Here is a 17075-nt window from a genome sequence, read left to right as displayed (position 1 = left end):
AAGACGATCAGTCCTGTCGAGAACGGCAGGATGGTCCTTGAGCCATGCTGGTCCGTGCAGTGCCCAACTAGGTGCCGACTCGGTCAGCGACTACCGGCGCGTACGCGATACGCGCAGCAGAACAGGGGCGGAAGATCGACGGAGCGAGGCCCCGCCCGCGCGCCACGGGGGCGACGCACGGGCGGGGCCGTGGGCAGGCTCAGGCTGTGGCGCGGACGAGCATGGTGCCGATCTTCCGAGAGCCAGCTGGTGCAGGCAGCACCCGCGCGGTCGCGTCGGTGAACCCGTGCTCGCGCAGGATCTGCGTCCAGCTCGGTGGTTCGTAATCCCACCGCTTCACCACCAGCGAGTCCTCGTCCTCGGACCTGGCGATGTACGACGCCTGACAGCCATAGCAGCCCTCGACGGGTGGGCGCTGGGAGAAGGCCAGCACGCCGCCCGGACGGAGGCGCTCATGAATCGCCGGCAGCAGGCGGGCAGGGTCGGTGAACCACACCGCGCCGAAGACGGAGAACACCGCGTCGAAGGTGTGCGTGCGGTGGGTCAGCGGCAGCGCGACATCGTGGTCCTTCACGATGCGGCAGCGAGCCGGTTGAGGAGATCTGTGCTGAGGAGCTTCCTGGGGTCGGTGGCGGTGCCGAGCGGCCGTTCTACGGTGACGGTCACATTGCCTCCTATGTCGGATGACCTGGTCTGGCCTTGCTGGGGTGGCGCCTGGCCTGGTGGTCTGGCCTGCCAGGCCCCACGGCCCCTGCCTTGTCGTGGCCGCTCCTCGGCTACTGACTGGCAGGGGGTCTTGGAGGGTGGGCCGCTGGTGCCGTCGTTTCCGGTACGGGGGCTCGGAACACCAGCGGCCCACCCGATCTATCGGGCTGGGGCCCCGGCCACGCAGAGGTGGACCGCGAACGCCGGCAGCGCGGGGATCGCGCTGAGCAGCAGGCCCATCCGGGCGGCTCGGAAGGCGAGCAGCGCCGCTCGTTCGGCGGGAGGCTGTCGACAGTGCCTCATCCGGCGCCTCTCGCGTGCTCCTGCCGGATGGCTGTTGAGTAGGTGTCCAGGAGGCGCTGGCCGGTCTCGCACTCACCCGTCCTGCATGCCTGGCAGCCCGCGGCATGCGTGATGGCCGCGCGCCACGCGCTCTCCGTGGCGCAGTTGGGGTTGCACGCCCACAGGGGGTAGGTGGTGAGTGTGGGGCCCTCGCCGATGGTGACCGTGCCGAGCGGGCGGTCTCCGGTGAGCAGCGCGCAGCACAGGGCGCAGCGCCAGCCTTGGAGTTGTTCGTGGGTGAGGGCGGTCGGGTCGATGCCGGCCGGGCCCGGGGTCGTGGTGGCCAGCTGGTGCGCCTTCATCGGCGGCCCTCGTGCTCGGCTGCGGTTGCGCTGGTGAGGGTTCGGGGGTGCTGGACTGTGGGGTAGAGCGGGGCGTGGTTGGGGCAGGCGTACATGCTGACGGTCATGCCCCTTTTCTTCACCTCGATCGGGATGGGTTCGTCGGTGGGGAGCTGGCAGTGGTAGCAGAGTTGGCGCCCCTTGGGCCTGCGTCCGTACTCGGCGCGGTCGGCTTCGGCCAGGGCTTCCCACAGCTTCCAGGGGTGTGTCAGGTAGCGGTTGGGGCCGAGGGGTACGCGCCAGTGGGTCTTGGGGCCCTTCGTCCAGGAGGCGGGGGGTACGCCGAGGTAGGTGCGTTCGTCGGTGAGTCGGGTGAGGACGCGGACCTGCCGCAGGTTCCAGCTCGTCGCCGAGCCCACGGCGACGAGCCAGTAGAAGGTGCCGCCCTGGTCTTGGATCACCGCGCCGGTCTTGTCACCGAGCGTCGTGAGGGCGCGTTCGCCGACGACGGGTGCGGCCCGCACGGCGTCCCACCATTTGCCGGCGGGTAACGCCTCGACATCAACAGCAGGTGGCGGTGTCCACGGCAGGGTACGGGTCGTCATGGTCGGCTCCATGCGCGGTCTGTGTGCTGACCGTCACATCGTGCCTACGCAGCAAGACCCTGGTGTCCACAGACTGTGAACGCCAGGGTCCTTGACTTAGGGTGATCGACGCGCTACACGCCGCACCACAGGGAGAACTCGCGCAACGGGTCAGGTACCTTCGCACGTGCTCTACGCAACGCCGCTGCTGTTTCGTGCACCTGCGGGTGATGCCGCGTCATCTGCGGCGCCGTCTCCCGGGCCTTGACCAGGGACGCGAACGCCTCTTCGTGGCGGGCAGTCCACACCTGGGCCCTCGCCAGATCGATGTAGAAGTGCCCGGCCCGGCCCGGCGGGTAGTCCTCCGGGATCTCCACCTTGGCCGCACGCTTCAGCGCCAGCCCGTGCTTGTCCCTGTCCGCCGCCGCGGCAACTGCGTGTAGTTCCACGTTCGTCGGCCCGAACGTCAGCTCGTAGGCGCGCGTCTCGCCCGTCTGCTGCGCCATCCCGCGCGCTTCGTCCAGCCACGCGTCGGAGCCGTCCTTGTCCCCTCGGCGGGACGCGAGAATGGAGCCCTTCAGATACAGCGCTCCGCGCACCGCCCGGGTGCCAGGGGAGCCGTCATCGTCTAGCTCCTTGAGCGCGTGGTTCACCAGCCGAAGCCCGGTGTCGATGCCAGGTCGGCCGCTCTCCACGCTGGTCTGTGCGCGCATCCAGCGCTCGACCGCCACCTGCCGCGGGTCGCCGGACTGAGCCGCGGCCTGCGCCATCCGGGACAGCGCGAGTCGGGCGAGATGCATCTCCCCGACTCGGTACGCCACCCGCCATACGCCGCGGGCGGCCTCGGCCTGGAGCCCGTGCAGCTCTTCGCGTGCGCGCCCGGGACGGTCCTGGAGGTGAATGGCGTGGAGGATCTCGGCGATGAGGGATGGCAGCTTTTCGGCGAGTCCGCCCAGGTTTGCGGCTGCTCGCATCTGGACTGTCTCTGTCACGGCGGCGCGTAGCTCGCCGAGCGGCCGCGGTGGGGGTGCGGCCGGGTCGGGGTCGAGGTCCCAGTTGTCGAGGGCCCCGCCGAGCGGCTCGATCATGCGGTCGATGCGGTCCTGTTGCAGCTGCTCGCGGTAGGGCTGGCCGCGCAGGTTGGAGACGCCTACGTCAAGGGCGCGGGCGACTGCGGCCACGATCTCCTCGCTGGCGTTCCGGTCCCCTTTCTCGATCATCGAGAGCATCGAAGCGGAGACGTGCGAGCGTTGCCCCAGCTGTCGTAGTGAGTAGCCGCGGACGGCGCGTAGTTCGGCGATGCGCCGTCCAATTCCGCCGGTGTGTCCGTCGTTGCCGTATGGCATGCTGAACTCCGTTCTGACTTCGACACTCAGAACGGTACCCGCGGTCGGCTCCGCCGGTACGGCTGATCGGCCCCCATTCCGGTGGGGGCCGTCGCGCTTCCTTGACACGACGAAAGCCCCCCGGTCCGAGGCCAGAGGGGCGAGGCGTTTCAGAGTCGTCGGCGGTCGGGAGCAAAGGCAGCTGGCGTGCTCGGGCCGTCCGTCGGCTCCGGCCGTGGCGCACCCGTGCTGGAGGTCGGTGCCGCCGCCACCTACGCGGGGAGGACGCCGGCGCGAGCAGCGAGACCGCGGAGCTCGGGTGTGGTGCGTCCGGAGACGAGTAGGCCGTTCAGCATGGCCTTGACCGCGGGGCGGGCGTGGGTCTCTTCAGCCGCGCAGCGTTCGGCTTCCAGGAGCGCGTCGATGCACTGGTCCCGGCGGCCCCACTGGGCGTAAGCGGTGGCCCGGTCGGTCCAGTAGAGGGCGCGGCGCTCGACGGTGGGCAGCGTCATGGGGTGAAGGGCGTCGGCGGCGATGGCGGCTGACGGGTCGCCGGCCTTGTACTCCGCCGAGATCAGATGCAGCTGGACGGTGGCGCGGTTGAAGCCGCCGGCGGTGTCTCGCAGGTGGGTGATGCCGCCGAGTTCGTCGGCGATGGCGGCGGCCTCCTTGGTGAGCCGGCGCATGCCTTCCTGGTCGCGCTGGTGGGCGACGGTGTACGCGGCGCACTGGATGAGCAGGCCGCGCTGGGCGATGCCGATGTTCCCGGCCTCGCGGAGTGCGGGGTCATCGGCGGCGGCCAGGGCGAGGGTGAGGGATTGGTCATGCCATCCGGCCTGGCGGGCCAGCACGGCCTGTTGCCGGGCGGCCTCGGCGACGTCGAGTGGGGCGCCCCCGGCCAGGGCGAGCCGGCGGGCGCGGTCGGCGGCCATCCATCCGAGCTGCGGTTCGTCGAGCTTGATGAGGGCGCGGGTGGCCAGGAGGTAGAAGCGCGCGAGGACGGCGTGGTACTCGGCGCCGGCCTGGTGCCCGGCCCGGATGAGGCGTGGGAGGCGGACGGCGAGGCTGCCGTAGCTGGAGGCGTTGAAGTGTGCGACGGCCCGCGCCAGTTCGCCAGGCAAGTGGTCCGGAGAGAGGGGCGCGCCGAGCGGGCCGAGGCCGAGCATCGCATCCCGCAGTCCGGTGACGAGGAGTTCCCCTGGTCGGGCCTCGGCGGCGCTGCTGTGGCCGGTGCCGGTGATGGGGACGACGGCGGCTGCCGCTGCTGTGATCGTCAGGTTCGCGAGCAGTTTCCTGCGCTTCACCGCGTCCTCACCGTCCTCGTGCCCGGGAATCCCCACCGTAGGCGCAGGGAGGCTCGGATAGGGGCCAGTTGTCGCACTGTGTCGAGGCGGTTCGGTGAGGCCGAGGTCTTGGGACGGGATTCCGAGTGCGGTCGCGAACCGGCGGAACGCGCAGGTCTCCCGGGACGGCCGAGCAGGTGCGGGGCCAGCCGGTCTGGGTGTTCAGCTGTTCGCCATCCCCTCGCCCACTGCCCGTCATCCAGGCAGTGGGTCGGCGCTCGTACCCTCCCGCCGTTCGAGTCGATCAACATCCTGGAGGGGGACATGCGAGATCGAGTACGGATCGCCTGCCGTGCGGCTGCGGTGGCCATCGCACTGGCGGCAGCGGGGGGAGCGACTGCCGTCCCGGCGGTAGCGGCGCCGACCGGTACCACCCAAACCGCGCCGGCGCCCGCGCCCACCGGCCTGACGTACAGCTATGACGCGGCCACCGAGCAGGTGACCGTCACCTGGGACCCGAAGGACCCGACCGACACGGTGACGACCGGCTACCGCGAGGGGTCCTGCGGCGGGCCCTCGACCGCCGACGGTCCGTGCTTCATCCGGGTGTCGGGACCGCTGCTGACCGGCAACTCGTTCACGTTCCAGCTGGCCGCGGGCCGGACGTTCTACTTCCGGCTGTACGCCGAGAACGCGGCGCACCAGTACACCGGCTCGGCGATCCTCACCATCGCCACCTGAGACAGCCGGACATACGGCCGGCCCCGAGGCTGCATTGGCCAGGCTCGGGGCCTTGCCGCCGCCGTCCCCCGCTAGTCCGGCAGTTGCCGACTCACGCCATCCGGCTGGTCCAGCCACAGCGAATGCGCGCCGTCCGGAGCGACGGTGAGGCCGTAGCGCTCGTGCCCCGGCCGCCCGGCATCCCGCCACTGGGTGAGCAGCGGTTCCCGCTCGGCCCACAGATCACGGGGTCCCCTGTGGTCGAGCCGAGCGCTCGTCACTCCGGTCAAGGTGATCCGCGCCCACGACGAGGTGTCCGGGTCGTACAGGCACCGGATCTGCCGGCCTTCCTCGTCGACCAGAGTGAAGTCGGTCACCGCAGGGTGTGCCAGCGAGGACAGCAGCTGCACGACCGGCACGTCCAGGCTCGCCGGGACGGTGATCTCCCGTGTCTCGCCGGACCACGTCAGCAGCGGCTGCACGAGTCGCTTCGCGGTGGTGCCCACGGTGTCGGGGGTCGGCCGGGCTGTGATGAAGGTGGCGAGGCCGGGGAGTAAGCAGCCGCAGGCGGAGTGGTCGGCCGTGACCTCCAGGCGGGCGATGGCGCAGCCGATGTTGGCCACGATGACCCCGCCGGGGCGGAGTTGCTCCCGCCAGGGGGTCGGGATCCGGCGGACTCCGCAGGTCGCCAGCAGCCGATCGTACGGTGCGCGCTCCGGGTAGCCGGCCATCCCGTCCCCCGCGATGAGGGTGGGCTCGTAGCCGGCCTTCCGCAGGCGGGTTTGCGCGGTGGCCACCAGGTCGGGATCGACGTCGACCGTTACGACGTTGGCGGCACCGAGGCGATGGGACAGCAGGGCGGCGTTGTATCCGGTGCCCGCGCCGATTTCCAGCACCGTGTCCCCGTCGCGGGCGTCGAGGGCTTCGAGCATCTGGGCCATGAGGGAGGGCTGTGTGGACGAGCTGGTGGCGGTGCCGTCCTGGTCGAACTGGGTCAGCAGGGAGGCGTCCTGGTAGGCCGCGGCCAGCCATGCGGGGTCTCCCTGGCTGTACCGGTGCAGGCTGCCCTGCGCCCGGATGGTGAAGTCGGGGACGAACTCGTGGCGGGGGACACTGAGGAAGGCGGCGCGCCACGGCTTGGACCGGATGTGCCCGGCTCTTACCAGTTGGTCGGCCATGTGGTGGCGCAGCTCGTCTGCTGATGGTGCTTCGGTGATCACGGTGTGGCCCTCTCCAGTAGGTCAGCGAGTGCTCGGGTGATGGGCGTGCGCAGGTCGGGGATGAATGCCCACTGTCCGTTCGGGTTGACGTCGACCAGGTGCCAGTGCCCTTGTGGGTCAACGAGGAAGTCCAGGGCGACGTAGTGGAGTCGACAGGCGTACGTCAGCATGTGGACGCCTGCGGCGATGTGCTTGGGTACCTCGCACGGCTTGTACGTCAGGTTGTCGTAGTCGGTCCGGAAGTCGATGCGGGAGGCGTCGGAGCCCGCGTGGCCGACCACTCGCAACACGCCGTCAATGTCGCGTCCGGCCTTCGCTCCGCCCGCGTGCGCGCACAACTGGCACGCTGTACCCCTACACAGTGGGCGACGATGTCCCCCGGGCCGTGGCCGATGTGCGCGGTAGCATCCGGAGTTTGCTGACCGTATGACGAGGAAGGCGCCATGACGACGATCGCTGTCACCGGGCACATGGACCTCACCGACGAGTCGGTGCCGCTGGTGCGAGCGGAGCTGGACAAGGTCCTCGCCGCCTATGAGCCCTCCAGCCTGGTAGGAGTGTCGTGCATCGCGAAGGGCAGCGACAGCATCTTCGCGGATGCGGTCCTGTCAGCGGGCGGGCGCCTGGCTGTGGTGATCCCCTCGGAGGACTACCGGCAGGTGAAGGTGAAACCGGACCACGCCGAAACCTTCGACCGGCTCGTGGACGCGGCGGACGAGGTGCTGGTGATGCCGCGCGCCACGGCGAACCGCCAGGCGTACGAAGCGGCGAACGCCGTGCTGCTGCGGCGGGCCGATCGTCTCGTGGCCGTGTGGAACGGGCAGCCTCCCACGGGCAAGGGTGGCGGGACGGCGGACGTGGTGGAGGAAGCGCGAGAGGCAGGGGTACCCGTGTGATGTCGTGTGGCCGGACGGCGCGTCCCGCTCGTAGGTCAGGGGCCTTGGCCGGTGGGGAGCGGGTGCGATCTCATCCGGCCGTACAGACGCCTCGGCCTGGACCTGACCGCCCGGGACGCCGTACCCGCCGGGCCGCGCGCCCCCCGAGGGCAGGCCGGCGGCGGCCCTGGGGTGAGGAGTTGGGGCTGCGATCGCCCACGAACAGCATCTGGTCACCAGCCCCCTCGCCGCATCACCGACGCGCACAGGTGTCCACCTCACGGGGAGCAAGGCCCGACACGGGCGTTCAGCGTCTCACCGCGTCCATGGCAGACACCTCACGTGATCAGGCCGGCGCTGGTCAGCCAGATGTGTTCGCATGTCGCCGACGCCTCTTGGAGCTTCTCGCGGGATTCCTGTGAGGCGTGGTAGAAGGACCGCTCGATCATCCAGCACAGGGCGCGTGCCATCGCCGAGGCCTGGTCCGGTGCGGTGCCGGCCTGGATGCCGGCGCGTTCCAGGACAGCGGTGATGGCCGCGATGAACAGGTCAGCCGTGTGGTTCCACAGCTCGCCGATCTCCGGAACGGTCAACGACAGGTCGATCGCCGTGCGCATGACCAGGCCGTGCTCATTCCACAGCTCGACCGTGCGCTGCATGGCCGCCGCGATGGCCTGACGCGGCTCGTCCGTCTGCGCGGTGACCCGGGACCGCTCCCACAGATGCTCGACGGTCCGGGCCACGAGTGCCGTGACCACTTCTTGCTTGGAGCCGAAGTAGAAGTACAGGGCACCACGTGTGATACCGGCGCCCTGGGCTACGTCGCCGACGGTCATGGCGTCGTAGCCCTTGTGCGCCAGCAAGGCCTCGCAGGTGTCAAGGATGGCCCGCTCCCGGACATCCCCCTTGCGCTCGGTGGTGCGACGGCCGCGCGCGGGGCGGTGGCCGGACATCACAGCTGAGCGCCCTCGGCGAAGTCGGTCGTCCGGGAGAGCGCCTCCCACGCGCGGATGTCCTCGTCCACGGCCGTGCGCGCGGCGGTGACCAGCCGCAGCGCGTCCGAGCCCAGGACGAGGTGGGCCGGCGGCTGCTCGACCGACGTGATGTGCACGACCGCTTCCCCGGCCTTGGCCGGATTGCCCAGCTGGTTCCCGCTGGCCTTCTGCCGCGCCTCGCGGATGGGGGTGAACAGCTCGTCGTAGTCGTCGACGGTCCGCGCGGCGCGTGTCATGGACCGTCCGGCCCAGTCGGTGCGGAAGGAGCCGGGCTCGATCGCCGTCACATGGATCCCGAACTGCGCGACTTCCTTGCCCAGCGCCTCCAGGATGCCCTCCAGGGCGAACTTGCTGCCGCAGTAGGCGGACATGCCGGGCACGGCCATCAGCCCGCCCATGGAGGTGACGGCCATCAGGTGTCCGCGGCGGCGCCGACGCATGTGAGGCAGCGCCGCCTGAAGGGTGGCCACCGCCCCGAACACGTTCACCTCGAACTGCCGCCGCACCTCGGCCAGCGGGGTTTCCTCGAAGGTTCCCTCCAGGCCGTAGCCGGCGTTGGCGACAACGACGTCCAGAGGGCCGACGCTCCGCTCGACCTCCGCGACCACGCCGGAGACGGCGTCACCGTCCGTCACGTCCAGGATACGGCCGTGAGCATGGCCGGGCCTGAGCTCTTCGAAGGCCCGCAGGTCCTCCTCGGAACGGACGGTGCCGACGACGGTGTGCCCTGCGGCCAGGGCTGCCTGCGCGAAAGCGCGCCCCAGGCCCGTGCTGACGCCGGTGATGAGCCAGTTCCGCTTGTCCATTGTTCCTCCAGAGAGGTCTTGCGAGGAGCAGGGTCGCTCCCTTCACCAAAGTCTACACAGTGTCGATTTTTATCGTTACCGCGTCGATTCTGGTAGCGCTCACGGCCATCACAGGGACACCCGGCGAGGGCCTGAGAGAAGATGCGGGGCCTGATCAGCGGCAATCTGCCACTCGCCTGCCGTCGTGGACGCGGCGGACGAGGTGCTGGTGATGCCGCGCGCCACGGCGAACCGTCAGGCGTACGAAGCGGCGAACGCCGTGCTGCTGCGGTGGGCCGATCGTCTCGTGGCCGTGTGGAACGGGCAGCCTCCCACGGGCGAGGGTGGCGGGACGGCGGACGTGGTGGAGGAAGCGGGTCGTGGATGTCGTGTGGCCGGACGGCGCGTCCCGCTCGTAGGCGAGGGGCCTTGGCCTGCGGGGAGCGGGTGCGGTCTCAGCCGGCCGTGGACAGCCCCGGCGGACTCATCGACCTTCGGAAGGCGGCCGGCACCGGTCCCGCCGCGTGTCGCCGTCGCCGGCGGCCGGGCGAAATGGGGGCGGCCATTTCGTTGTGCGAAGCGGCATTTTATGGCCTGTTCCAGGGGTCAGTACGGTCGGATTCATGGAGTGGAGTTTTCAGACGGCCGAAAGACTCGCGGCTGCCTTGCGCGCCGGTGAGGTGAGCTCGGCGGAACTGACCGATGAGGCGATCGCCCGTATCGAGCGGGAGGACAAGGCCATCAACGCGATCTGTGTGCCGGACTTCGACCGTGCGCGGGCCGCCGCGCGCGGTGCCGACCAGGCGCGCGCCCGTGGTGAGGACCGGCCGCTGCTCGGCGTTCCGGTGACGGTCAAGGAGTCCTACAACGTCGCGGGGCTGCCCACGACCTGGGGCGTGCCGCTGCACCGGAACCACATGCCGGCCGAGGACGCGGTGCAGGTGTCGCGGCTGAAGGCCGCGGGCGCGGTGGTGCTCGGTAAGACGAATGTGCCCTTGGGGCTGCAAGATGTGCAGACCTTCAACGAGATCTACGGCACCACCAATAACCCGTGGGATCACGGTCGTACGCCGGGTGGGTCCTCCGGCGGGTCGGCGGCGGCCCTGGCGTCCGGGTTCGGCGCGCTGTCCATCGGCTCCGACATCGGCGGTTCGTTGCGCACCCCGGCACATTTCTGCGGTGTCTACGCACACAAGCCGACACTCGGGCTGGCGGCGAACCGCGGTATGGTCCCGCCGCCCGCGCCGGCCTTGCCGGAAGACCTTGACCTCGCCGTCGTCGGTCCGATGGCGCGCGCTGCCCGCGACCTCGCGCTCCTGCTCGATGTGATGGCGGGACCGGACCCGCTGACGCTCGGTGTGGCGCATGAGGTGACGCTGCCGCCCGCGCGCCACGAGCGGCTCCGCGACTTCCGGGTCCTGGTCCTCGACGAGCATCCGCTCCTTCCGACCGGGTCCGCTGTGCGGGCGGGCGTGAACCGGGTGGCCGACGCGCTTGCCGACGGCGGCGCCCGCGTCGAACGCCGCACTCCGCTGCTGCCCGATCTGACCGAAGCCGCGACGCTCTACACGCAGTTGCTGTTTTCGAGCTCCGCCGCGCGTTTTCCCGTCGAAGCGTACGAGCGGCTGCGGACCCGCGCCGCCGGACTGAGCGCGGACGACCGGAGTCTCGGTGCGGCGCGGCTGCGCGGCGCGGTGTTCAGCCACCGCGACTGGATGGAGGCCAACAGCCGTCGCGAGCTCCACCGTCATGGCTGGCGGCGGCTCTTCGCCGAGTTCGACGCCGTGGTGTGCCCGATCACGCCGACTCCCGCGTTCCCGCACGACCACACCCCCGATCTGTTGGAACGCCGGATCGACATCGACGGTGTCGAGTACCCGTACCTCGACCAGCTGGTCTGGGCCGGTCTGGCCACCATGCCCGGCCTGCCCGCCACCGCCGTACCAGCGGGCCTGTCGCCCGACGGCCTGCCGGTGGGAGTGCAGCTCATCGGCCCGATGTTCGAGGACCGCACCCCGCTGCGGCTGGCCGAACTGCTCGAGCGGAGGATCGGCGGCTTCCAGGCACCGCGGTAGGGCGTACGACCGGGTGCCCGTCGAGGACCAGGTCGAGGACCAGGCCGAGGTCGAGGACGAGGCGTCCGACGCGGTCAGCCGAGCGTGTCCAGGGCCGCGAGGATGTCGGCCGGCTCCGCGCGGGTGGTGTAGTCGGTGTCGACGAAGGCCCAGCGGATCGTGCCGGCGCGGTCGATGACGTACGTCGCGGGCAACGGCAGGGTGCGCCGGTGGCCGTGGTTGACGCGCTGGAGGTCGAACCCGATCTCGTCGTAGAGGTCGGCGAGATAGTCGGGCAGGTCGAAGGCGATGCCGTACTGCTTGGCGGTGTCGGAACCGATGTCGCTGAGCACGTCGAAGACGAGACCGTGCTTCTCGCTGAGCGTGAGGGACTCGTCCGGGATCTGCGGTGAGACGGCCACGAGCCGCGCGCCGCGCGCGGCGATGTCGGAGTGGTGCCGCTGGAGGGAGCGCAGGGCGATGTTGCAGTACGGGCACCAGGCGCCGCGGTAGAAGGTCAGGACCACCGGCCCTTGGGCGAGGAGGTCGTCCAGCGCCACCGTCGCGCCGGTGGCGGAGGGCAGCCGGAAGCGGGGAGCGGGATCGCCGACGGCGAGGGACCGGTCGGCCTGGCCGGAGTCGGCGAGCTCCTGCCCGGCTCGCTCCATCAGCTGCCGGGCCTCGGCGGGGATCTCCTTCTGAAGGGATGCGTAGAAGGCGCGCAGTTCGGCGTTGAGGGCGGTCACGGTGGCGGTCCTCTCGTTCGTGGCGTGCTCACAGATCTCGGAACGACTGTTCCAAGATATCAGCGTCAGACCTCCGGGAGGCACCGGGCCGGAGTATCTTGGCCACGTCGTTTCCAGAGGGACAGAGCGAGAGATGCCGGACGTCAAACACTTCGACCCGGATGTGGCCCTGGAGAGCGCGGTGCGGCTGTTCTGGCGGCAGGGCATGGCCTCGACCGGGATCCAGGACATCGTGACCGCGACGGGAGTGAACCGCTCCAGCCTCTACGCCACCTTCGGCGGGAAGCGGGAGCTGTATCTCGCCGCGCTGCGCCGCTACCTGGACCGGTACGCCCGGCCCGCGTTCGGCCGACTGGCGACGGACGAGCGCGGACTTCCGGCCGTCGTCGACTTCTTCGACGGGCTGATCGACGTGCGCTGTTCGGGCGAGCGGGCCGGCTGGGGCTGCCTGCTCTCCAACGCGCACGCCGGCACCGAGAACGGCGACCCCGACGTCCGCGCCCTGCTCGACCAGAACCACCGGCAACTGCGGGACGCGCTGCACGCGAGGCTCGTCACGGCCGGGACCCGGGGAGAACTCGCCCCCGGCACCGACCCGGGCGCGACGGCCGAACTGCTGGCGCTGCTCGCCTACGGCGTGAACCTGCGTTCCCGCGCGGGCGCCGACGCGGAGGCGCTGCGCGCGACGGTGGCCACGGCGTTGCGGGCGATCGGCCGACCGTAGGCCCCGTCCCTGGTCCGGCAGCCGCCGATCTCGGGTTGGCCGTTGTGCTGTCGGGGCGTCAGTCCCGGCCCGGCTCGCCCCAGGTGGCGAGCAGCGTGTCGGCCGCGGTGTGCAGGTCCTGGGCCGGGACGCCGTCGCACACCTGCGTCGAGATGCCGAGCAGGAAGCCGTGGATCATCGAGGTGGTGCCGTCCACGTCGGTGTCCTCGGCGAGGTCTCCCGACGCGATGCCGCGGACGACGCACTCTCGGATGCGCGCTCGGTCCACCGCCCGCCGGGCCGCCACCACCTTCCGCGCCGCCTCTCCCGAGTCCGGCGCGCCGAGTGTGCCCGAGAGGGCGATGAGGCAGCCGCGGGGGTGGGACGGGTCGGTCTGCATGTCGATCGATCCGTGCAGAAGGCGCGCGATGGCCTCCCTGGGGCTCAGCGCCTCGTCGGCGGCGACGTCGGTGATGCTGCCCGGTCCGGAGATGTAGTGCTGCACGGCGCGTTCGAACAAGCCGTCCTTCGAGCCGAAGGCCCCGTACAGGCTGGCCGAGGACAGTCCTGTGGCCTCGCGCAGCTGCGCGAGCGAGGTCGCTTCGTAGCCCTGCTCCCAGAACAGCAGCATCGCGGCTTCCAGAACGGCCTCCAGGTCGAAGGCGCGGGGGCGGCCGACGGGTGACACGGCGGGTCTCCTTCATTTTCGGAATGACTGGTCCAGTTTGACGGACGGCGTCATGGCTCGTCAATATCGGATCGATCGATCCGTAATTGGTGGAGGAGTACTTTCGATGGCCTCGACGTTCCCCAGCCCGGCTTCCGGCGCGGCTTCCGACCCGGTCCCCGGCCCGGCTTCCGATCCAGCGTCCGACCCCGCTACCGTCCCGGCGCCCGCCCGCTCAGGCGAGCCGCTTCCCGTTCCGGCCCTGGTCGTGATGGCGTGCACCGGGTTCATCGTGATCATGACCGAGACGATGCCGGCCGGGCTGCTCCCGCAGCTCGCCGGCGGACTCGGCGTGTCCGAGGGCGGAGCCGGCCAGCTCGTGAGCGCCTACGCGATCGGGACGGTCCTCGCGGCGATACCCGCGATCATGCTGACCCGTGGGGCCCGGCGGAAGCCGCTCCTCCGGGCCGGGCTGCTCGGATTCCTGGTCGCCAACACCGTCACCACCCTGGCGCCCTCGCTCCCCGTCGCACTCGGCGCCCGCTTCGTCGCGGGAGCCTTCTCCGGGCTGCTGTGGGGCATGCTCGCCGGATACGCCCGGCGCATCGCCGCGCCGGAACAGGCGGGCCGCGCCCTCGCCATCGCCATGACCGGAACCCCGGTCGCGCTCTCGGCGGGGACGCCCCTCGGGGCCTGGCTCGGTTCGGCGGCCGGATGGCGCTGGGCCTTCGCCGCGATGTCCCTGCTCACCGCCGTCGTCATGATCTTCGCGCAGTTCCTCGTGCCCGACGTTCCGGGGCAGCGCGCGCGGACACGGGTTCCGCTCGCCCGGGTGCTGGGCATTCCGGGCGTGGCGACCATCCTCCTGGCCGTCTTCGTCTGGATGCTCGCGCACAACCTGCTCTACACCTACATCGCCCCCTACCTGCGGCAGACGCATCTCGCACTCCGGCCCGACCTGGCGCTCGTCGTCTTCGGCGTCGCTGCGCTCGGCGGGATCTGGATCACCGGGGTGTACATCGACCACGCGCTGCGCCGGCTCACCCTGGTGAGCGTGAGCCTGTTCATCGTCTCCGGCGCGACGTTCCTGCTGGCCCAGCGGTCCACGGTGCTCGCGCTCCTCGCGATCGTCCTGTGGGGCATCGCCTTCGGCGGCGCGGCGACGCACCTTCAGACGGCCATGGGAGAAGCCGCGGGCGAGAACGGCGACGTGGCGAACGCGCTGCTCACGACGTCCTTCAACCTGGCGATCTTCGCGGGTGGCGCTCTCGGTGCCCTCGTCGTCGACGGCATCGGCGCATCGGTTCTCCCCGCCGGGATGATCGGGCTCGCGCTCCTCGCCCTGGTCACGGTCGGCTGCGGCCGACGCGCGGCCTTCCCGGCCGGGCGGTGAGCCCGTCGCGCCCCACGGCCGGGTCAGCACCGGCCGCGCGCCACAGCCGGTCGAGTCGGCTGACCATCGAGGACCCGAGCTCTGCCATGGGCGAATCTGCCGCGGGCCGAGAATTCCTCTCCGGCACCGGAATCGGGCCGATGGTGGAAGGACCGCGGCAGTGAGGGCCGCGGTACTCACAGGGAGGTCCGATGGAAAGGTTCACCACCGGCTGGGAATCGGCGGCACCGGCATCCGTTCCGCGGGCCGCGGAGGGGGACACGGCTCCGACGCGGTTCGACGATCATCTGGCCGCGCAATTGCTGACCCAGCGCATCGTCTTTCTCGGGACCCAGGTGGACGAGGTGTCCGCGAACCGGGTCTGCGCCCAGCTGCTGCTGCTGTCGGCCGAGGACTCACGGACGGATATCAGCCTCTACATCAACAGTCCGGGCGGTTCGGTGACGGCGGGACTCGCGATCTACGACACCATGCGGCTGATCCCGAACGACGTGTCCACGCTCGTCATGGGATTCGCCGCGAGTATGGGGCAGTTCCTGCTCACCGTCGGCACGGCGGGAAAGCGTTACGCCCTGCCGAATTCCCGCATCATGATGCATCAGCCGTCGGCCGGTATCGGAGGGAGCGTGGCCGATATCGCGATTCAGGCCGAGAATCTCGAATTCACGAAGCGCTCCATCGAACGCATCACGGCGGAGCACACCGGACAGAGCCCGGAGACGATTTCCCGCGACGGAGACCGCGACCGCTGGTTCACTCCGGAACAGGCGAAGGAATACGGAATGGTCGACCGGGTGGTGGAGTCGCTGGCGGATGTACGGCCGGCCGGTTCGCGGCGCAGGATGGGGATCTGACATGGGGCAGTACACGATTCCGACCGTCGTCGAGCGCACCACGCAGGGGGAGCGGGCGTACGACATCTACAGCCGGCTGCTGTCCGAGCGGATCATCTTCCTCGGCACGGAGATCGACGACGGCGTCGCGAACGTCGTCATCGCGCAACTGCTCCACCTTGAATCGTCGAGCCCGGAGCAGGAGATCGCGATCTACATCAACTCACCGGGCGGCTCGTTCACCTCGCTGATGGCGATCTACGACACGATGACGTTCGTGTCCGCGCCCATCTCGACGTTCTGTGTGGGGCAGGCGGCCTCGACCGCCGCGGTGCTGCTGGCCGGGGGAGACCCCGGGCGGCGGTTCGTGCTGGAGCACGCCCGGGTGCTGCTGGGACAGCCGGTGAGCGGCGGCCGGCAGGGGACCGTCTCGGACCTCAGCCTCCAGGCCAAGGAGATGCTCCGGATCCGCGCCCAGGTCGAGGAGGTGCTCGCACGCCACACGCCTCATGACACCGCCACCCTCCGCGCCGATATGGACCGCGACAAGGTCTTCACGGCGCGGGAGGCGGTGGCGTACGGGCTCGCCGACGAGGTGCTGAACCGGCGGATGGCCAGGGGGTTGTGAAACCGGGCCCCGCCGTCTCAGACCGCCGTCGCCGCCGTCTCAGGCCGCGAGGCGTACGTCGCCCTGCCGCCCCGTGGGCCGGGACCCGCGGTCCGCGCCGGAGCTGACGGACGTGACGGAGGTGACGGACGTGACGGACGTGAGGGAGGTGACGGACACCCTCGCGCCGTCGCGCCGTCGCGGACCGGAGACGAGGCGGATCAACTCGCCCTGGGCCATGGCGAGAAGGTCGGCCAGGCCGAGGCCGAGCGCGCGGGCGGCGGCCGCGAGAACCTCGGACGAGGCCTCCTTACGGCCGCGCTCGAGCTCCGAGAGGTACGGCATCGAGATACGGGCCGCCTCGGCCACGTCCTTGAGCGTGCGCTGCTGGGCGAGGCGCTCACGCCGCAGAACGCTGCCGATGACGTCCCGCCAGAGGGGTTCCCTCACCGGCTCCGTGCCGGTCCGCTCCCGGCCGGCCGGGACAGCGGGCACGGTAGGGACAGCGGGCACGGTAGGGGCGGCCGGGGCCTCGGCTCCGGCGGTGGCTCCCGCCTGGGGCGCCGGGTCCGCGGCGGCCGGACGCAATTGAATGACGCGGGCTCGGTTCGACGCGTGGCTGTTCACCCCCTCAGCGTAGGAGCGCCGAGCCCGACGGGAAGGGCGCGGCGTTCTGCCCTTGGCGAATCGCTCATGGGTTCGAGGCGAACCGGGCCCGCTCGACCGCGCTCCACGGCTGAATGTCAGTGCCGGGCCCTACCGTATGGCTGTCCTTGTTCACGCTTGCTGGGCTGCTTGCGCGCTCGGACACGGCGGGGGCCGGGCCCGACAGCGCGGGCCCGGCCCCCGTCTGCGGTACGGGCCCACCCCGCAGGCCGTCCCACAGATCGCCCCCACAGATCGCACCCGCAGGCAGCCCCGCAGTTCAGCCCCGCAGACGGCCCCGCAGGCCGCCCC

At 70.7% G+C, this 17075-nt stretch carries 18 protein-coding genes and 2 pseudogenes; 8 read left to right on the top strand and 12 right to left on the bottom strand.

Features of this window, described 5'->3' with window-relative positions:
* Positions 1-199: 199 nt before the first annotated feature.
* The 5 genes from N6H00_RS12715 to N6H00_RS12695 all read right to left on the bottom strand — a co-directional run bounded on the left by N6H00_RS12715 (position 200) and on the right by N6H00_RS12695 (position 4541).
* Positions 200-574, bottom strand: a complete 375-nt coding sequence (locus tag N6H00_RS12715; protein ID WP_268971766.1) for a methyltransferase domain-containing protein — start codon at positions 572-574, stop codon at positions 200-202.
* A 430-nt stretch (positions 575-1004) separates the two neighbouring features.
* Positions 1005-1349 carry a hypothetical protein gene (locus tag N6H00_RS12710; RefSeq protein ID WP_268971765.1) on the bottom strand — a complete coding sequence of 115 codons (345 nt, stop codon included), beginning with the start codon at positions 1347-1349 and terminating at the stop codon, positions 1005-1007.
* On the bottom strand, positions 1346-1933 hold the full coding sequence (locus N6H00_RS12705; RefSeq protein WP_268971764.1) for a hypothetical protein: 588 nt from the start codon (positions 1931-1933) through the stop codon (positions 1346-1348). The genes N6H00_RS12710 and N6H00_RS12705 overlap by 4 nt, the downstream gene beginning before the upstream one ends.
* 113 nt (positions 1934-2046) lie before the next feature.
* On the bottom strand, positions 2047-3258 hold the full coding sequence (locus N6H00_RS12700) for a helix-turn-helix domain-containing protein (RefSeq protein WP_268971763.1): 1212 nt from the start codon (positions 3256-3258) through the stop codon (positions 2047-2049).
* Between the two features lie 251 nt (positions 3259-3509).
* Positions 3510-4541 carry an XRE family transcriptional regulator gene (locus N6H00_RS12695; protein WP_268971762.1) on the bottom strand — a complete coding sequence of 344 codons (1032 nt, stop codon included), beginning with the start codon at positions 4539-4541 and terminating at the stop codon, positions 3510-3512.
* Positions 4542-4844: 303 nt separating this feature from the next.
* Here N6H00_RS12695 and N6H00_RS12690 point away from each other — a divergent pair, with 303 nt between their 5' ends.
* Positions 4845-5261 (top strand): hypothetical protein, encoded by a 417-nt coding sequence (locus N6H00_RS12690; protein WP_268971761.1) that lies wholly within the window; start codon positions 4845-4847, stop codon positions 5259-5261.
* A 71-nt stretch (positions 5262-5332) separates the two neighbouring features.
* On the opposite strand, the gene N6H00_RS12685 is transcribed toward N6H00_RS12690, so the two are convergent.
* Both N6H00_RS12685 and N6H00_RS12680 read right to left on the bottom strand, forming a co-directional pair.
* On the bottom strand, positions 5333-6460 hold the full coding sequence (locus N6H00_RS12685; RefSeq protein ID WP_268971760.1) for a methyltransferase domain-containing protein: 1128 nt from the start codon (positions 6458-6460) through the stop codon (positions 5333-5335).
* Positions 6457-6750: a hypothetical protein gene (locus N6H00_RS12680; RefSeq protein ID WP_268971759.1), complete on the bottom strand. Its 294-nt coding sequence runs from the start codon at positions 6748-6750 to the stop codon at positions 6457-6459. Before N6H00_RS12680 ends, N6H00_RS12685 begins: the two co-directional genes overlap by 4 nt.
* A gap of 153 nt (positions 6751-6903) precedes the next feature.
* On the opposite strand from N6H00_RS12680, the pseudogene N6H00_RS12675 reads away from it, so the two are divergent.
* Positions 6904-7390 (top strand): annotated as a pseudogene (locus N6H00_RS12675) (hypothetical protein).
* Positions 7391-7673: 283 nt separating this feature from the next.
* Here the strand turns inward: N6H00_RS12675 and N6H00_RS12670 are convergent.
* Together N6H00_RS12670 and N6H00_RS12665 are read right to left on the bottom strand one after the other, a co-directional pair.
* Positions 7674-8288 carry a TetR/AcrR family transcriptional regulator gene (locus tag N6H00_RS12670; protein WP_268971758.1) on the bottom strand — a complete coding sequence of 205 codons (615 nt, stop codon included), beginning with the start codon at positions 8286-8288 and terminating at the stop codon, positions 7674-7676.
* The gene (locus N6H00_RS12665) at positions 8288-9136 is read right to left on the bottom strand and encodes an oxidoreductase (RefSeq protein ID WP_268971757.1); all 849 of its coding nucleotides are present in this window, start codon (positions 9134-9136) and stop codon (positions 8288-8290) included. The genes N6H00_RS12670 and N6H00_RS12665 overlap by 1 nt, the downstream gene beginning before the upstream one ends.
* 181 nt (positions 9137-9317) lie before the next feature.
* Here N6H00_RS12665 and N6H00_RS12660 point away from each other — a divergent pair.
* A pseudogene (locus N6H00_RS12660) lies at positions 9318-9534 on the top strand (hypothetical protein); the annotation flags it as partial.
* Between the two features lie 204 nt (positions 9535-9738).
* Positions 9739-11190, top strand: coding sequence for an amidase (locus N6H00_RS12655; RefSeq protein WP_268971756.1), 1452 nt, complete (start codon positions 9739-9741; stop codon positions 11188-11190).
* Between the two features lie 74 nt (positions 11191-11264).
* Here the strand turns inward: N6H00_RS12655 and N6H00_RS12650 are convergent, their stop codons facing one another.
* Positions 11265-11915: a peroxiredoxin-like family protein gene (locus tag N6H00_RS12650; protein WP_268971755.1), complete on the bottom strand. Its 651-nt coding sequence runs from the start codon at positions 11913-11915 to the stop codon at positions 11265-11267.
* Positions 11916-12048: 133 nt separating this feature from the next.
* Here N6H00_RS12650 and N6H00_RS12645 point away from each other — a divergent pair, with 133 nt between their 5' ends.
* Positions 12049-12639: a TetR/AcrR family transcriptional regulator gene (locus N6H00_RS12645; protein ID WP_268971753.1), complete on the top strand. Its 591-nt coding sequence runs from the start codon at positions 12049-12051 to the stop codon at positions 12637-12639.
* Between the two features lie 58 nt (positions 12640-12697).
* Here N6H00_RS12645 and N6H00_RS12640 read toward each other — a convergent pair whose 3' ends face one another.
* On the bottom strand, positions 12698-13306 hold the full coding sequence (locus N6H00_RS12640; protein ID WP_268971752.1) for a TetR/AcrR family transcriptional regulator: 609 nt from the start codon (positions 13304-13306) through the stop codon (positions 12698-12700).
* A gap of 250 nt (positions 13307-13556) precedes the next feature.
* Between N6H00_RS12640 and N6H00_RS12635 the strand changes: the two genes are divergently transcribed.
* From N6H00_RS12635 to N6H00_RS12625, 3 genes are all read left to right on the top strand, one after another.
* Positions 13557-14678, top strand: a complete 1122-nt coding sequence (locus tag N6H00_RS12635; RefSeq protein WP_268976943.1) for an MFS transporter — start codon at positions 13557-13559, stop codon at positions 14676-14678.
* 191 nt (positions 14679-14869) lie between these two features.
* Complete coding sequence (locus N6H00_RS12630; RefSeq protein WP_268971751.1) at positions 14870-15532, top strand: ClpP family protease; 663 nt, start codon at positions 14870-14872, stop codon at positions 15530-15532.
* 1 nt (position 15533) lies between these two features.
* The gene (locus N6H00_RS12625; protein ID WP_268971750.1) at positions 15534-16139 is read left to right on the top strand and encodes a ClpP family protease; all 606 of its coding nucleotides are present in this window, start codon (positions 15534-15536) and stop codon (positions 16137-16139) included.
* Positions 16140-16178: 39 nt separating this feature from the next.
* On the opposite strand, the gene N6H00_RS12620 is transcribed toward N6H00_RS12625, so the two are convergent.
* Complete coding sequence (locus tag N6H00_RS12620) at positions 16179-16745, bottom strand: helix-turn-helix domain-containing protein (RefSeq protein ID WP_268971749.1); 567 nt, start codon at positions 16743-16745, stop codon at positions 16179-16181.
* Positions 16746-17075: the final 330 nt, after the last annotated feature.

The sequence above is a fragment of the Streptomyces sp. S465 genome (assembly GCF_026898115.1).
GTDB classification, from domain to species: Bacteria; Actinomycetota; Actinomycetes; order Streptomycetales; family Streptomycetaceae; genus Streptomyces; species Streptomyces luomodiensis.
Note: the sequence above shows the minus strand (reverse complement) of the source record. Positions and strands in the feature narration are given on the sequence as shown.

What these genes read in the sequence shown, in the direction of transcription:
- N6H00_RS12690 (WP_268971761.1), top strand. Translation starts at nt 4,845, where the DNA reads ATGCGAGATCGAGTACGGATCGCCTGCCGTGCGGCTGCGGTGGCCATC.
- N6H00_RS12645 (WP_268971753.1), top strand. Translation starts at nt 12,049, where the DNA reads ATGCCGGACGTCAAACACTTCGACCCGGATGTGGCCCTGGAGAGCGCG.
- N6H00_RS12635 (WP_268976943.1), top strand. Translation starts at nt 13,557, where the DNA reads ATGGCGTGCACCGGGTTCATCGTGATCATGACCGAGACGATGCCGGCC.
- N6H00_RS12670 (WP_268971758.1), bottom strand. Translation starts at nt 8,288, where the DNA reads ATGTCCGGCCACCGCCCCGCGCGCGGCCGTCGCACCACCGAGCGCAAG.
- N6H00_RS12625 (WP_268971750.1), top strand. Translation starts at nt 15,534, where the DNA reads ATGGGGCAGTACACGATTCCGACCGTCGTCGAGCGCACCACGCAGGGG.
- N6H00_RS12700 (WP_268971763.1), bottom strand. Translation starts at nt 3,258, where the DNA reads ATGCCATACGGCAACGACGGACACACCGGCGGAATTGGACGGCGCATC.
- N6H00_RS12710 (WP_268971765.1), bottom strand. Translation starts at nt 1,349, where the DNA reads ATGAAGGCGCACCAGCTGGCCACCACGACCCCGGGCCCGGCCGGCATC.
- N6H00_RS12655 (WP_268971756.1), top strand. Translation starts at nt 9,739, where the DNA reads ATGGAGTGGAGTTTTCAGACGGCCGAAAGACTCGCGGCTGCCTTGCGC.
- N6H00_RS12665 (WP_268971757.1), bottom strand. Translation starts at nt 9,136, where the DNA reads ATGGACAAGCGGAACTGGCTCATCACCGGCGTCAGCACGGGCCTGGGG.
- N6H00_RS12630 (WP_268971751.1), top strand. Translation starts at nt 14,870, where the DNA reads ATGGAAAGGTTCACCACCGGCTGGGAATCGGCGGCACCGGCATCCGTT.
- N6H00_RS12705 (WP_268971764.1), bottom strand. Translation starts at nt 1,933, where the DNA reads ATGACGACCCGTACCCTGCCGTGGACACCGCCACCTGCTGTTGATGTC.